The organism is Paraburkholderia sp. BR10141, from assembly GCF_056155635.1.
In genome coordinates this window covers 1-14178 of record NZ_JBMIQH010000070.1, presented here as the reverse complement: position 1 = coordinate 14178, position 14178 = coordinate 1, and the positions used below count along the sequence as shown (strand labels likewise).

Below are 14178 nucleotides of genomic sequence, written 5' to 3'. Positions count from 1 at the left end.
GGGTCACGACTGCGCGCGACCGGTCGGCGCCTGACGCGCCAACCCGAAATAACGGCAGGGCCGGCCGGGTCTTGAGGGTCAATGTGGAGAAAGAAGCGGAAAACGACCCGCGGCGGCGCGAGGCTGCCGCGGTCAGCGGGAATCGGGTAGGGATCGGCGATGAATCGTGGCGGGCAGGCGCGGCGGGAAACAGCGGGTCAAAATCACCGCGGCACCGCCAGCCCGAACTCGTGCATCGCCGGCGCGAAGTCGTGATTGCTCTCGGGCTTGCGCGCGAGCTTTGCCAGCACGTAGCGCTGGAACGGGTCGAGCTGCGCCCAGTCTTCGAGGTCGGGCGCCTGCAGACTGGCAAGCTCGGACTGCAGCGCAACGCCGCCGGGCACCGCGTTCACGTCGCGCCAGGCCGGCGCTTCTTCGGGCGCGAACCATTCGGGTTCGACGTTCGCGTGCGTGCGCATCATCTCGAAGAGCGCGTGGTCGAAATTGGGCTCGATTTGCGTGTCTTCGTCCACGGGGAAACACGCCAGCAGCCGGCGGTCCTCGTAGGGCAGCAGTTGCCATTGCGCGAGCGAAATGCGCAAACCAAAGCGATCCAGGTTGAAGCGCACGCACATCGGGATAAAGGTGAGATTTTCCGACGAGTCGACCTCGAACCGGAAAAGCAGCGGAGCTTCGTTCAATGCCATGACGGTGTCCTCGCGAGGCGGGCATAAGCGCGGGCGGCCCGCTTGAGGTATTTTAGAACCTTCCGCGCGCGGCGCGGCCCCGCTGTCCCCCGGCGGCGCTGCGGTACCGCGCCGCACAAGGACCGATGGAGTTTTGCGCTTGTCCCCCTCAACTCGCCCCCCTACCCGCACGCCAATGAGCACCGCAGACCGGCCGCAGATCGCGACGACGCATCCCCTCGAAACCGAAGGCCAGCCCGGCGCCATCGAATTGCGCGTGCATCGGCACCGCGGCGGCGCCGTGCAAACGCGTGAGGACCACGTGGGTCAGGAATGGCCCGTCGCGCTCGTCTTCAACGGCATTTCGCACGCCGTCATGATGTGCACGCCGCGCGACCTCGAAGCGTTCGCCGTGGGCTTTGCGATCTCCGAAGGCATCGTCGGGCGCAATGCCGACATTCAGGACATCGAGGTGTACTGGCACGAGGATGCGGACCTGCCGCACGCCGAAGTCCACTTGACCGTGGTGCAACAGGCGTTCGTCGAGCTCAAGGAAAAGCGCCGCGCGCTCGCCGGGCGCAGCGGCTGCGGCGTGTGCGGCATCGAGAGCATCGACCTGCTCGATCTCGAGCCCGAACGGGTGCCCGATACGGGCTTCGTTGCGCGCCTGGCTCCCGACGCCATCGCGCGCGCCGCACGCGAACTGCCGCAGCATCAGGCGCTCACGAAGCTCACCGGAGGCCTGCACGCGGCCGCGTGGTGCGACGAAAACGGCGCGATCCTGCGCGCCTTCGAAGACGTGGGACGCCATAACGCGCTCGACAAGCTCATCGGCGAGCTCGTGATGGAGCGCGCCGACACGCAGCAGGGCTTCGTCTTCCTCTCGAGCCGCGCGAGCTACGAACTGGTGCGCAAGGCCGCGCGGGTGGGCATTCCGATGGTCGCGACGATCTCGGCGCCCTCCTCGCTTGCCATCGCCATCGCCAGGCGCGCCGGACTGCGGCTCGTGAGCTTTTGCCGCGAGTCCGGGTACGTCGATTACGAAACGGCCTGAAGCACCGTTAGCGCTTAATCGAACTGCCGGAAATCCGGCTTGCGCTTTTCGAGGAACGCCGTGAACGCCTCGCGCGCTTCGGGCGCGAGCAGCATCTTGCCGAAGTGCACGAACTCTTCGCTCATGCGCGTCTTGACCTCGTGCGTGTCCGCGCGCTTCATGAGCGACTTCGTCACGCGCAGCGACGACGCGGGCAGCGCCACGAGCTTCGCCAGTTGCGCGCTAACGAACGCGTCGAGTTCGGCCACCGGCAGCACGCGATTCACGAAGCCCATGCGATGCGCTTCCGCCGCGTCGAAGGTCTCGCCGAGCAGCAGCTTTTCCGCCGCGCCCTGGTGGCCCGCAATGCGCGGCAGCAGCAGCGACGAAGCCGCTTCGGGGCACAGCCCGAGTTGCGAGAACGGCACAGCGAAACGCGCGTTGTCGGCGGCATAGACCATGTCGCAATGCAGGAGCAGCGTCGTGCCCACGCCGATCGCCGGCCCCTTCACCGCGGCGACGAGCGGTTTTTCGAACGCCGCGATGGCATCGAGAAAGCGGATCACGGGCGAATCGGCGCCCGCGGGCGGCCCCTTCAGAAAGTCTTCGATGTCGTTACCGGCCGTAAAGATCTCGGCGTGGCCGCGCAGCAGCGCCGCGCGCACCGAGGTGTCCTTGTTCGCGCCGTTGAGCGTGTCGGCCATCGCCTGATACATCGCGGGCGTCAGCGCGTTCTTGCGCGCGGGCCGGTCGATGGTGATCGTGAGCACGCCGTTTTCGTGTGCTACCAAAATTTCGTTGCTCATAAACCTGTCTCCTCGCATCCCAATCGTGATACGAAAAACGGTCCGCAGACCGCGAAGTCTGCGAACCGTGTCGATAACGCCAATGCGCTAATCAGATGAACGCTTACAGCCGCTCGATGATGCCCGCCGCACCCATGCCGGTGCCGACGCACATCGTCACCATGCCGTACTTGTAGTTGCGGCGGCGCAGGCCGTGGACGACCGTCGAGGCGCGGATCGCGCCCGTCGCGCCGAGCGGGTGGCCCAGCGCAATCGCGCCGCCAAGCGGGTTGATCTTCGCAGGATCGAGGCCGAGGTCCTGGATCACCGCCAGCGACTGCGCGGCGAACGCCTCGTTCAGCTCGATCCAGTCGAGATCGTCCTGCTTCAGGCCCGCAGCCTTCAGCGCCGCCGGAATCGCTTCCTTCGGACCGATGCCCATGATCTCCGGCGGCACGCCGCGCACCGCGAAGCTCACGAAACGCGCGAGCGGCGTGAGGTTGAACTGCTTGAGGATCTTCTCGGAGACGACGATCAGCGCGCCCGCGCCGTCCGACGTCTGCGAGCTGTTGCCGGCCGTGACCGAGCCCTTGTTGGCGAACACCGCGCGCAGCTTCGCGAGGCCTTCGAGCGTGGTATCCGCACGCGGGCCTTCGTCCAGCTCGATCAGGCGCTCCTTCACCTTCACTTCGCCCGAAGCGAGATCGGGGGAACGCTCGACGATCGTGTACGGCGCGATTTCGTCCTTGAACTCGCCGGCCTGCTGCGCGGCGAGCGCGCGGCGGTGCGATTCGACCGAGAACGCGTCCTGCGCCTCGCGGCTCACCTTCCAGCGCTCCGCCACTTTCTCGGCCGTGAGGCCCATGCCGTAGGCGATGCCGACGTCTTCATTGCGATCGAAGATATGCGGCGAAAGCGACGGCTTGTTGCCCATCATCGGCACCATGCTCATCGACTCGCAGCCGCCCGCGATCATCGCGTCGGACTCGCCCACGCGGATGCGGTCCGCGGCCATGGCGAGCGCCGTGAGGCCCGATGCGCAGAAGCGGTTGACGGTCACGCCGCCCACGCTCTGCGGCAGACCCGCGAGCAGCGCGCCGATACGCGCCACGTTCAGGCCCTGCTCGGCTTCGGGAATCGCGCAGCCGACGATGGCGTCTTCGATCACGCTCGTGTCGAGGCCGGGCACCTGCGCCACGGCCGACCTGATCGCGTGAACCAGCAGCTCGTCCGGGCGGGTATTCCTGAACACGCCGCGCGGCGCCTTGCCGATGGGCGTGCGGCTCGCGGCGACGATGTATGCGTCCTGCAACTGTTTGCTCATCTCTTACTCCAGTATCTGGTGTGCGTCGTGCCGCTTAGTTGCGCACCGGCTTGCCGGTTTGCAGCATGCCCATGATGCGTTCCTGCGTCTTCTGCGTGCCGAGCAGATCGACGAAGGCGCGGCGCTCGAGCTTGAGCAGCCATTCTTCGTCGACGAGGCTGCCCGCCTCGACGTCGCCGCCGCACACCGCTTCCGCGATGCGGCTCGCGATCAGGAAGTCGTGATCGCTGATGAAGCGGCCGTCGCGCATGTTCACGAGCGATGCCTTGATGGTCGAGATCGCCGAGCGGCCCGCCACCGGAATCTGCGTGGCGCGCAGCGGCGGGCGGTAGCCCGCAGCGGAGAGTGCGCGCGCTTCCTTCTTCGCCGTGTCGAGCAGTTCGAACACGTTGAAGACGATCGTGTCCGACGGCTTCAGATAGCCCATTGCGCGGGCTTCATGCGCCGAGGCCGAAACCTTCGCCATCGCCGCGTTTTCGAACGACTTCTGCAGGAACCGGAGCAGATCGCTCGGGGCCGCGCCGATCGCCGCCGCGCCTTCGGCCGCGCGAATCGCCGCTTCCTTCAGGCCGCCGCCGGCGGGCACGAGACCCACGCCCACTTCCACGAGGCCGACGTAGCTCTCGACGTGCGCCACGCGCTTCGCGCTTTGCAGCATGATTTCGCAGCCGCCGCCGAGCGCGATGCCCGACACCGCCGTGATCACCGGCACGTTCGCATACTTCACGCGCAGCATCGTGTCCTGGAACTTCTTCACGAACGGCTCGATGCCCTTCGCCCCGCCCATCATGAACGCGGGCATCGCCTCTTCGAGGTTCGCGCCTGCCGAGAACGGGCCGCCCGGCGCGCCGAGCTTGAGCGACGTCGGTTGCCAGATCACGAGGCCCTTGTAGCCGTCTTCCGCGATGTCGATGGCCTTCACGAGCGAGTCGAGCAGGCCCGGGCCCATCGTGTTCATCTTGCTCTTGTAAGAGACGATGACGACGTCGTCCTCGCCCGCGCGGTCGTCCACCCAGGCGCGCAGGTTGTCGTTCTCGAACAGCGTCTTGCCGTAGGTCTTCGGATCGCGTGGGCTCGTTTCACCGAACAGCGCCGCACGGAACACCTGGCGCTCGTACACCGGCAGCGTCGAGCGCGGCACGAAGCGCGCTTCGGCGGGCGACCACGAACCTTCCGCACCGTGCACGCCGCCGTTCGCGGCGACCGCGCCTTCGAACACCCAGGCGGGCAGCGGTGCATTCGACAGCGCCTTGCCTGCATCGATGTCTTCCTTTACCCACTCTGCGACCTGTTTCCAGCCCGCGGCCTGCCAGCCTTCGAACGGACCTTCGTTCCAGCCGAAGCCCCAGCGGATCGCGAGATCGACGTCGCGCGCGTTGTCCGCGATCGACTGCAGATGCACGCCGATGTAGTGGAACACGTCGCGGAAGATCGACCACAGGAACTGCGCCTGCGGATGCTGCGTTTCGCGCAGCAGCTTCAGACGCTCAGCGGGCGGACGCTTGAGGATGCGGCCCACCAGCTCGTCGGCCTTGCCGCCGCCGTCGACGTACTCGCCCGTGTTGGCGTCGAGCACCTTGATCGCCTTGCCTTCCTTGCGATAGAAACCGCCGCCCGTCTTCTGGCCGAGCGCGCCCTTCGCCACGAGACCTGCGAGCACAGCCGGCGTCTCGTAGACCGGGAAGAACGGGTCGTCCTTCAGGTTGTCCTGCATCGTCTTGATGACGTGCGCCATCGTGTCGAGACCCACGACGTCCGCGGTGCGGAACGTCGCCGACTTCGCGCGGCCAAGGCGTGCGCCCGTGAGGTCATCGACTTCGTCGAAACGCAGACCGAACTTCTTCGCCTCGGCGATCACCGCGAGGATCGAGAACACACCCACGCGGTTCGCGATGAAGTTGGGCGTGTCCTTCGCGCGCACCACGCCCTTGCCTACCACGCTCGTGAGGAACGATTCGAGCTGGTCGAGGATTTCGGGCTTCGTTTGCGACGTCGGGATCAGCTCGACGAGGTGCATGTAGCGCGGCGGGTTGAAGAAGTGCACGCCGCAGAAGCGCGCCTTCAACGCATCGTCGAAGCCATGCGAGAGTTCGGTGATCGACAGGCCCGAGGTGTTGGTCGCGAAAATCGCGTTCGGGCCGAGGTGCGGCGCGACCTTCTTGTAGAGGTCGTGCTTCCAGTCCATGCGCTCGGCGATCGCCTCGATCACCACGTCGCATTCCGCGAGCTTTGCGATGTCGTCTTCGTAGTTCGCGGGCGTGATGTATTGCGCGTCGTCCTTCATGCCGAAGGGCGCGGGCGAGAGCTTTTTGAGCGTCTCGATCGCCTTCAGCGCGATGGCGTTCTTCGGGCCTTCTTTCGCGGGCAAATCGAACAGCAGCACGGGCACGCGGGCGTTGATCAGGTGCGCGGCGATCTGCGCGCCCATCACGCCGGCGCCGAGCACGGCCACCTTGCGAATATTGAGGTTGCTCACGTTGTTCCTCCAGCGGGTATGCAATGTCGAGCGGATTGAGGTGTGAGGGCGGCGCGTTTCAACGTGGGCCGCCTCCGGACATCGTGTTGACGGCGCGCGCGCCTTTGAAAAGCGCGCGCCCGTTGGCTTTTAGAACAGCGCTTCGTCGACTTCCATCAGCGTCTTCGAACCCGCGCGCGCCTGGCGGATCGACGTGGCCGTTTCGGGCAACAGCTTCGCGAAATAGAAACGCGCCGTGGCCAGCTTCGACTTGTAGAACGGATCGCCCGAGCTTTCCTTGTCGAGCGCGATGCGCGCCATGCGTGCCCAGAAGTAGGCGAACACGAGGTGGCCCGCCGTGCGCAGATACGGCACCGCGGCCGCGCCCACTTCGTCCGGGTTCTGCATCGCCTTCATGCCGATTTCCATCGTGAGCTTCTGCATCTTGTCGCCGATGTCGGCGAGCGGATTCACGAACTCCTGCATTTCCGGCTTGACGCCTTCGGCTTCGACGAAATCCGTCACGAGCTTGCCGAACTTCTTGAGCTTCGCGCCCATATCGCCCAGCACCTTGCGGCCCAGCAGGTCGAGCGACTGGATCGTGTTCGTGCCTTCGTAGATCTGGTTGATACGCGCGTCGCGCACGTACTGCTCCATGCCCCACTCGGAGATGAAGCCGTGGCCGCCGAACACCTGCATGCCGAGGTTGGTGCTCTCGAACGCGTTGTCGGTGAGGAAGGCCTTGATGATCGGCGTGAGCAGCGCGACGAGGTCGGCCGCTTCCTTGCGCTCGCCTTCGTCGCCGTGCGAGAGCTCCTTGTCGATCTGCAGCGCGGACCAGTACGTGAAGGCGCGCGCGCCTTCGGCCCAGGCCTTCTGCGTGAGCAGCATGCGGCGCACGTCCGGATGCACGATGATCGGGTCAGCGGCCTTTTCGGGCGCCTTCGGGCCCGTCAGCGAGCGCATCTGCAGGCGCTCCTTCGCATAGACGAGCGAGTTCTGGTACGCGACTTCGGTGAGGCCGAGACCTTGCATGCCGACGCCCAGACGCGCCGCGTTCATCATCACGAACATGGCGTTCAAGCCCTTGTTCGGTTCGCCGACGAGCCAGCCCTTCGCGCCGTCGAGGTTCATCACGCAGGTCGCGTTGCCGTGAATGCCCATCTTGTGCTCGATCGAGCCGCATTTGATGCCGTTGCGCTCGCCCACTTCGCCCGCTGCCGTGGGGATGAACTTCGGCACGACGAACAGCGAGATGCCCTTGGTTCCCGGCGGCGCATCGGGCAGTCGAGCGAGCACGAGGTGGATGATGTTCTCGGCCATGTCGTGCTCACCGCTCGAGATGAAAATCTTCGTGCCGGTGATCGCGTACGAGCCGTCGCCGTTCGGCTCGGCCTTCGTGCGCAGGATGCCGAGGTCGGTGCCGCAGTGCGGCTCGGTCAGGCACATCGTGCCGGTCCATACGCCTTGGACGAGCTTCGGCAGATAAGCCTTCTGGAGCTCGGGCGTGCCGTGTGCATGCAGACACTCGTAGGCGCCATGCGAGAGACCCGGATACATGGTCCACGCCTGGTTCGCCGAGTTCAGCATTTCGTAGAGCGCGTTGTTCACGAACGCGGGCAGGCCCTGGCCGCCGTATTCGGGATCGCAGCCGAGCGCGGGCCAGCCCGCTTCGACGTATTGCTTGTACGCTTCCTTGAAACCAGCAGGCGTGGTGACGACGCCGTCGCCGGCGTACGTGCAGCCTTCACGGTCGCCGACCTGGTTCAGCGGAAACAGCACCTCGGAGCAGAATTTTCCGGCTTCTTCGAGCACCTGGTTGATGGTGTCGGCGTCGAGGTCGGCGTGCTTCGGCATCTGCTTCACTTCGCCTTCCACGTTCAGCAGTTCGTGCAGAACGAACTGCATGTCGCGCAGCGGCGCGGTGTACTGTCCCATGTCTTCTCTCCAAAATTTGAGCTTCGGGTCCCTCGCGCGCCGCCGCGACTTCGATGTTGCGGCCGCGCGCTACTGGGTCTCGCTCTGATACGAAACAATCAGCTTCTCGAACGCAGCCCACGTATGCTCGACCGCGTCCGGCAGATGCAGGAAGCGGCCGTCATGATGCAGGCCGAGCGTCACGCTATACAGTTCGAAGAGCATCAGCGCGGGATCGGTCTCCTTGCGCAAATGGCCTTCTTCGATTGCCTGCGAAATGGCCCTCAGGAGCGCCGCGCGCCACATCGACACGCTCGCGACCAGCGTCTCGCGCACCTGGCTGTCCGCGCGGTCGTCGTACTCGACGGCGCCGCTGATGTAGATGCAGCCGGTCGTGACTTCGTGAATGCGCTTCTCGAACCATCGCGACAGCATCGCACGCAGACGCGGCAAACCGCGTGGCTCACGCAAACTCGGAAAGAAGACTTCTTCCTCGAATCGACGGTGGTACTCGCGCACCACCTCGACCTGCAGGTCTTCCCGAGACCCGAAGTGAGCGAAGACGCCACTCTTGCTCATCTGCATGCGCTCGGCGAGCAGGCCGATGGTCAAGCCTTCAAGGCCATCGCGACCTGCGAGGTCGAGTGCTGCATCCAGAATGGCGGCTCGTGTCTGTTCGCCTTTTCGCATAGCTTTCTTTACCGTAACGATGTGGCCTCGATGTCGCTGTCAACTGCTCATTAACTGCTTACATCTGGGCCCGAATTAAATCGAACGGCCGTACTATTGTTGGGGACGGCCGTCCGCGAAACAAGGACTTTATTAGAAACCGATTTCTAACCGGTACTCTAATTTTCGAGGTTCGTGTGCCGCGCGCAAGCCGACATTCTCTCGATTGCACGAGCGGGGATTCGTATGGCAGCTTTCTGTTTCTAGTCGTAGCCGCCCACGGTGATGAGCTTCATGAGCGCACGATAGAACGCCCAGGCGAGCCAGTTCACGGCGCGTACGTGCCACGGCCGCGCCTCGTAGCGCGCACGGTCGATCTGTGCAGCGTCGCCGAACGCCGCGAGGATCTCGCAGCGCAGCTGTTCGATCTGCGGATGCTGCACGAGCAGCACGTTGGCCTCGTTATTGAGCACGAGGCTGAGCGCGTCGAGGTTCGAGGAACCCACGGTGCCCCAGCTCGAATCGACGACGGCCACCTTGCCGTGGAGCATCGTTTTCTCGTACTCCGCAATCTGCACGCCCGCGCTGAGAAGCTGGTGATAGAGGAACGGCACCCCGTAGTCGAGTACCTTGAATTCCTTTCGTCCGACCAGAAGCTTGACCGCCACGCCGCGCTCCGCGGCGCTCACGAGCGCGCGACGCAGCCGCCGGCCCGGCATGAAATACGGATTGGCGAGCAGCACTTCCTTGCGCGCCTCGCCGATGGCGTCGAGATAAGCCTTTTCGATCGCACGCCGGTTCACCACGTTGTCGCGCGCGACGAACGCCACGCAGGGCACCTGCGCTGCGCGCGGGTCGCGCACGCTCGCGCGCAGGCGCTCGCGCAGACGCGTGAAGAAGCGTTTCGCCCGCGGCGAGCTCACAGTGGGTGCAAGCGCGCGCAGCGCGTCGTCGACGATCTGCGTGGGGCGCCCCACCGTGTGGCCGGTGGGATGCGGCGACATGAAACCCGCGCTCGCGGGCACGCCGGGCGAGAGTTGCTGGGGCAGCGGCGGCCGGTAGCCGAGCCGGATACGCCGCCACTGCTGCTCGATCGCAAGGCGCACGTCCACGACCACGGGACCGTACAGCTCGACGGCGAAATCCCAGCGCGCGTAGGGCAGCCTGTGGCCGTCCTGCTCGAAATCGTCGATCACGTTGATGCCGCCGCAGAAGGCGAACTGGTCGTCGATCACGGCGAGCTTGCGGTGCGTGCGCGAAAAACCGAAGCGCCCGAAGATATGCGGGTTGTAGACGCGGTGCTCCACCCCCCCGCCCGGCCAAGTCTCGAACAGCGCGATGCGTGGCGAGCCGATGCCGTCGGTGATGACGCGCACGCGCACGCCGCGCGACGCCGCGCGCATGAGCGCATCGGAGAGCGCGCGGCCAATGTCGTCGTCGCAGAAGATATAGGTTTCGAGCGCGACGTCCCGCTCGGCGGCGTCGATGCGCTCGATCATCGCGCCGAACAGACCGGCGCTCGAGCCGAACAGGCGCACGTCGTTGCCGCTCGTGAAGCGATAGCGCGAACGATAGCGCCGGCCAAGCAGCGCCTCGCGTAGCCGCACCACGCGCTGCGAATCAATGCCGGGATCGGTACTGGTTTCGCTCATGTCGCGTTCACCCACGCCCTTCGCGTAGCCGCATGGGCAGTTGCAGAATGGCTTCGCGGTTCGACCACGAGAAGCACTTCGCCGCCGCCTGCTCGTAAGGCAGCCACAGATAAGCCGTATGCTCGCGCGGCGCGAGCGTGACGACTGTGCCCGTTGGCACTTCCAGGCTGAACCAGTGCTCGGTGTTGCGCGTGACGCCGGGCGCATAGCGATGGCGCCAAACGGGATAGATTTCGTACTCGATCTCGTGGTGCCAGTCGAGCAACGCCGCCTGCGGAACGTTCCCGGCGCCCACCGCAATACCCGTCTCCTCGCCCACCTCGCGCACGGCGGTTTCGGCGAACGGCTCGCCTGGGCGATCTTTCGAGCCGGTGACCGACTGCCAGAAACCCGGCCGGTCGGCGCGTTCGATGATCAGGACCTCCAGTTGCGGCGTATGGATGACGACGAGTACGGATTCCGGAATCTTCGGCGGCTTCTGCATGGTGATGGAGCGTGGGGAGGAACGCGCGCTGCGCGCCTGCGGCGCGTCTAAAGGTAATTTAACGCAAAAAGCAAAAAAGGCGCACGATGCGCCTTCTTTGTTGTTGCGATGCAAAAGCCCTGACGGGCCTTCGCAGCAGGAGGGCGGCTTACTGCGCCGTCTTCTGCTCGGGCTGACGCAGACGGATGTGCAGTTCGCGCAGCTGGCGCTCGTCCACCGGGCTCGGGGCCTGCGTAAGCAGGTCCTGCGCGCGTTGCGTCTTCGGGAACGCGATCACGTCGCGAATCGAATCGGCGCCGGCCATCATCGTGACGATGCGGTCCAGACCGAACGCGATACCGCCGTGCGGCGGCGCGCCGTATTGCAGCGCGTCGAGGAGGAAGCCGAACTTCGCGCGCGCTTCTTCCGCATTGATCTTGAGCGCGCGGAACACCTTGCTCTGTACGTCTTCCTGATAGATACGCACCGAGCCGCCGCCGATTTCCCAGCCGTTGAGCACCATGTCGTAAGCCTTGGCGAGGCAGCGGCCCGGATCCGTTTCGAGGTATTCCAGGTGCTCGTCCTTCGGGCTCGTGAACGGGTGGTGCGCGGCCACGTAGCGGTTTTCTTCCTCGTCGTACTCGAACATCGGGAAGTCGATCACCCACAGCGGCTTCCAGCCCTTCTCGACGAGGCCGTTGGCACGGCCGAACTCCGAGTGGCCGATCTTCAGGCGCAGTGCACCGAGGCTGTCGTTCACGACCTTCGCGCGGTCTGCCGCGAAGAAAATGATGTCGCCGTCTTGCGCGCCGGTGCGCTCGAGGATCGCGGCGATCGCGGCGTCGTGCAGGTTCTTGACGATCGGGCTTTGCAGACCGTCACGGCCCTTCGCGGCTTCGTTGACCTTGATCCACGCGAGACCCTTCGCGCCGTAGATACGCACGAATTCCGTGTAGCCGTCGATGTCGCCACGCGACAGCTCGCCGCCCTTCGGCACGCGCAGCGCCGCGACGCGGCCGTCCTTCGTGTTGGCCGGTGCGCTGAATACCTTGAAGTCGACGTCCTTCATGGCGTCGGTCAGCTCGGTGAATTCGAGCTTCACGCGCAGGTCCGGCTTGTCCGAACCGAAGCGGCTCATGGCTTCCGCATACGGCATGATCGGGAACTTCGCGTCGAGCTCGACATCGATCGTTTCCTTGAACACGTGGCGCGCCATGTCTTCGAACAGGTCGCGGATTTCCTGCTCGCCGAGGAACGACGTTTCGCAGTCGATCTGCGTGAATTCGGGCTGACGGTCGGCGCGCAGGTCTTCGTCGCGGAAGCACTTGACGATCTGGTAGTAGCGATCGAAGTTCGCCACCATCAGGAGCTGCTTGAAGAGCTGCGGCGACTGCGGCAGCGCGAAGAACTGGCCCGCGTTCACGCGCGACGGCACGAGGTAGTCGCGCGCGCCTTCCGGCGTGCTCTTCGTGAGCATCGGCGTTTCGATGTCGATGAAGCCGAGCGCGTCGAGATACTTGCGCACGGCCATCGTCACGCGGTAGCGCAGACGCAGGTTGTGCTGCATCTGCGGACGGCGCAGATCGAGCACGCGATGCGTGAGGCGCGTGGTTTCCGAGAGGTTGTCGTCGTCGAGCTGGAACGGCGGCGTGACCGATGCGTTGAGCACCACGATTTCGTGGCACAGCACTTCGATCTTGCCGCTCGTGAGGTTCGCGTTGACCGTGCCTTCCGGACGATTGCGAACGAGACCCTTGACCTGCACGCAGAACTCGTTGCGCACGCCTTCGGCGATCTTGAACATTTCCGCGCGGTCCGGGTCGCACACGACCTGAACGAGGCCCTCGCGGTCGCGCAGGTCGATGAAGATGACGCCGCCATGGTCGCGGCGGCGCTGCACCCATCCGCACAGCGAAACAGTTTGGCCCAGCAGCTGTTCGGTCACCAGACCGCAGTATTCAGATCTCATCGACATGATGTTCGTCTTTCGTTATGCATGAATGAACGGGAGCGGCGCGCAGCAGCGCGTCGTCCGGTATTAAAGCGGAGGATCGATGGGGCGGCGTGGTGAGGTTGCCGGCGCGACCACGCCCATCGAAACAATATACTTGAGCGCGGCGTCGACGGTCATGTCCAGCTCGACCACCTCGCTCTTTGGCACCATCAGGAAAAAGCCCGACGTCGGATTCGGCGTAGTCGGGACATAGACGCTCACGTGATCTTCTTGCAGGTGGTTGACCACGTCGCCGCCGGGAATGCCGGTGAGAAACGCGATCGTCCACGAACCCTTGCGCGGGTATTCGATCAGGAGCGCTTTGCGAAATGCATTGCCGTTGCTCGAAAGCAGTGTATCGGAAACCTGCTGGATGCTGCCGTACAGCGGTCCGATGATCGGAATGCGGCGCACCAGCGCGTTCCACCACTCCACCAGCTTCTGCCCGATGAAGTTGTGGGTGAGCAAACCGACCCCGAAGATGAACGCGAGCGTGAGCACCGCGCCGAGTCCCGGCAGGCGCACGCCGAACATGCGCTCCGGCCGCCACGATTCGGGCAGCAGCAGCAGCGTCTGATCCATCGTACCGATGACGAGGTTCAGCACCCACAGCGTGATGGCCAACGGCACCAGCACCAGCAGGCCGGTCAGGAATACCGATTTGAACGTCGCTTTCTTGATCGTCATGTACACCGCCATGCGGGCCGTGCGCGGCAAACGGGCTGCCGGCGCGGCTACGGCGCGGCGCGTGTCCCCGGAAATAGAGGAATCGCGCCGCAGGTTGTCAGGTCGAGGCTGCCGGGCTGGGCGTACTCGATGGGGTGCTCGCGGCGGGCGCGGCTGCGCCCGAATCGCTGGAAGCACTCGTGGCGCCCTCGCCGGCCGGCTTGCCGGCTTCCGACGACGGCGCGTTTTCGCCAGCCGCCTTCGCGTCGGTCGCCGCCGCGCTCTTGCTGCCGTTGCCGCCGCGGAAATCGGTGACGTACCAGCCCGAACCCTTCAGCTGAAAGCCCGCTGCGGTCACCTGCTTGCGAAACGTGTCCGCACCGCAGCTCGGGCACTGCGTCAGGGGCGCATCGCTCATCTTTTGGAGCACGTCCTTGTCGAAGCCGCACGACTCGCAGCGATAAGCGTAGATCGGCATGATCTCTATCCTGATGAAAATCTGATAATTGCTTGCAAAGCCTTGAATTATAGCCGCAAACCAGGATCGCCCCTGGCA

The 14178-nt window shown here is 64.9% G+C and carries 12 protein-coding genes; 1 reads left to right on the top strand and 11 read right to left on the bottom strand.

Translation table 11 applies throughout. From position 1 onward, the window contains the following. Positions 1–203: 203 nt before the first annotated feature. Positions 204–686, bottom strand: a complete 483-nt coding sequence (locus ACOJB8_RS39880; protein WP_342948415.1) for a nitrate reductase associated protein — start codon at positions 684–686, stop codon at positions 204–206. A 175-nt stretch (positions 687–861) separates the two neighbouring features. On the opposite strand from ACOJB8_RS39880, the gene fdhD reads away from it, so the two are divergent. Next, on the top strand, positions 862–1719 hold the full coding sequence (gene fdhD / locus ACOJB8_RS39875; RefSeq protein WP_368682245.1) for a formate dehydrogenase accessory sulfurtransferase FdhD: 858 nt from the start codon (positions 862–864) through the stop codon (positions 1717–1719). Positions 1720–1733: 14 nt separating this feature from the next. Here the strand turns inward: fdhD and ACOJB8_RS39870 are convergent, their stop codons facing one another. The 10 genes from ACOJB8_RS39870 to ACOJB8_RS39825 form a co-directional block, all read right to left on the bottom strand. Continuing rightward, positions 1734–2504: an enoyl-CoA hydratase gene (locus ACOJB8_RS39870; RefSeq protein ID WP_342948413.1), complete on the bottom strand. Its 771-nt coding sequence runs from the start codon at positions 2502–2504 to the stop codon at positions 1734–1736. A gap of 103 nt (positions 2505–2607) precedes the next feature. Further along, entirely contained in the window at positions 2608–3807 is a 1200-nt protein-coding gene (locus ACOJB8_RS39865) for an acetyl-CoA C-acyltransferase (RefSeq protein ID WP_069262901.1), read from the bottom strand. 34 nt (positions 3808–3841) lie between these two features. Further along, positions 3842–6283 (bottom strand): 3-hydroxyacyl-CoA dehydrogenase/enoyl-CoA hydratase family protein, encoded by a 2442-nt coding sequence (locus ACOJB8_RS39860; protein WP_342948412.1) that lies wholly within the window; start codon positions 6281–6283, stop codon positions 3842–3844. 129 nt (positions 6284–6412) lie between these two features. Then, positions 6413–8200 carry an acyl-CoA dehydrogenase C-terminal domain-containing protein gene (locus tag ACOJB8_RS39855; RefSeq protein ID WP_342948411.1) on the bottom strand — a complete coding sequence of 596 codons (1788 nt, stop codon included), beginning with the start codon at positions 8198–8200 and terminating at the stop codon, positions 6413–6415. Positions 8201–8269: 69 nt separating this feature from the next. After that, a complete protein-coding gene (locus ACOJB8_RS39850; protein WP_028206015.1) occupies positions 8270–8869 on the bottom strand; it encodes a TetR/AcrR family transcriptional regulator in 600 nt (199 codons plus the stop codon). Between the two features lie 242 nt (positions 8870–9111). Beyond that, positions 9112–10500 carry a phospholipase D-like domain-containing protein gene (locus ACOJB8_RS39845; RefSeq protein WP_475017706.1) on the bottom strand — a complete coding sequence of 463 codons (1389 nt, stop codon included), beginning with the start codon at positions 10498–10500 and terminating at the stop codon, positions 9112–9114. Between the two features lie 7 nt (positions 10501–10507). Continuing rightward, positions 10508–10984 carry a dihydroneopterin triphosphate diphosphatase gene (gene nudB, locus ACOJB8_RS39840; RefSeq protein WP_342948410.1) on the bottom strand — a complete coding sequence of 159 codons (477 nt, stop codon included), beginning with the start codon at positions 10982–10984 and terminating at the stop codon, positions 10508–10510. Positions 10985–11132: 148 nt separating this feature from the next. Next, entirely contained in the window at positions 11133–12938 is a 1806-nt protein-coding gene (gene aspS, locus ACOJB8_RS39835) for an aspartate--tRNA ligase (RefSeq protein ID WP_069262905.1), read from the bottom strand. Between the two features lie 63 nt (positions 12939–13001). Next, positions 13002–13643 carry a DUF502 domain-containing protein gene (locus tag ACOJB8_RS39830; RefSeq protein ID WP_042266455.1) on the bottom strand — a complete coding sequence of 214 codons (642 nt, stop codon included), beginning with the start codon at positions 13641–13643 and terminating at the stop codon, positions 13002–13004. A 97-nt stretch (positions 13644–13740) separates the two neighbouring features. Next, positions 13741–14100 carry an FmdB family zinc ribbon protein gene (locus tag ACOJB8_RS39825; protein WP_342948409.1) on the bottom strand — a complete coding sequence of 120 codons (360 nt, stop codon included), beginning with the start codon at positions 14098–14100 and terminating at the stop codon, positions 13741–13743. Between the last annotated feature and the right edge of the window lie 78 nt (positions 14101–14178).

Excerpts from the sequence above, each read along its gene's own strand:
- ACOJB8_RS39880 (WP_342948415.1), bottom strand. The coding sequence starts at position 686 with ATGGCATTGAACGAAGCTCCGCTGCTTTTCCGGTTCGAGGTCGACTCG.
- fdhD (WP_368682245.1), top strand. The coding sequence starts at position 862 with ATGAGCACCGCAGACCGGCCGCAGATCGCGACGACGCATCCCCTCGAA.
- ACOJB8_RS39870 (WP_342948413.1), bottom strand. The coding sequence starts at position 2,504 with ATGAGCAACGAAATTTTGGTAGCACACGAAAACGGCGTGCTCACGATC.
- ACOJB8_RS39865 (WP_069262901.1), bottom strand. The coding sequence starts at position 3,807 with ATGAGCAAACAGTTGCAGGACGCATACATCGTCGCCGCGAGCCGCACG.
- ACOJB8_RS39855 (WP_342948411.1), bottom strand. The coding sequence starts at position 8,200 with ATGGGACAGTACACCGCGCCGCTGCGCGACATGCAGTTCGTTCTGCAC.
- ACOJB8_RS39850 (WP_028206015.1), bottom strand. The coding sequence starts at position 8,869 with ATGCGAAAAGGCGAACAGACACGAGCCGCCATTCTGGATGCAGCACTC.
- ACOJB8_RS39845 (WP_475017706.1), bottom strand. The coding sequence starts at position 10,500 with ATGAGCGAAACCAGTACCGATCCCGGCATTGATTCGCAGCGCGTGGTG.
- nudB (WP_342948410.1), bottom strand. The coding sequence starts at position 10,984 with ATGCAGAAGCCGCCGAAGATTCCGGAATCCGTACTCGTCGTCATCCAT.
- aspS (WP_069262905.1), bottom strand. The coding sequence starts at position 12,938 with ATGTCGATGAGATCTGAATACTGCGGTCTGGTGACCGAACAGCTGCTG.
- ACOJB8_RS39830 (WP_042266455.1), bottom strand. The coding sequence starts at position 13,643 with ATGACGATCAAGAAAGCGACGTTCAAATCGGTATTCCTGACCGGCCTG.
- ACOJB8_RS39825 (WP_342948409.1), bottom strand. The coding sequence starts at position 14,100 with ATGCCGATCTACGCTTATCGCTGCGAGTCGTGCGGCTTCGACAAGGAC.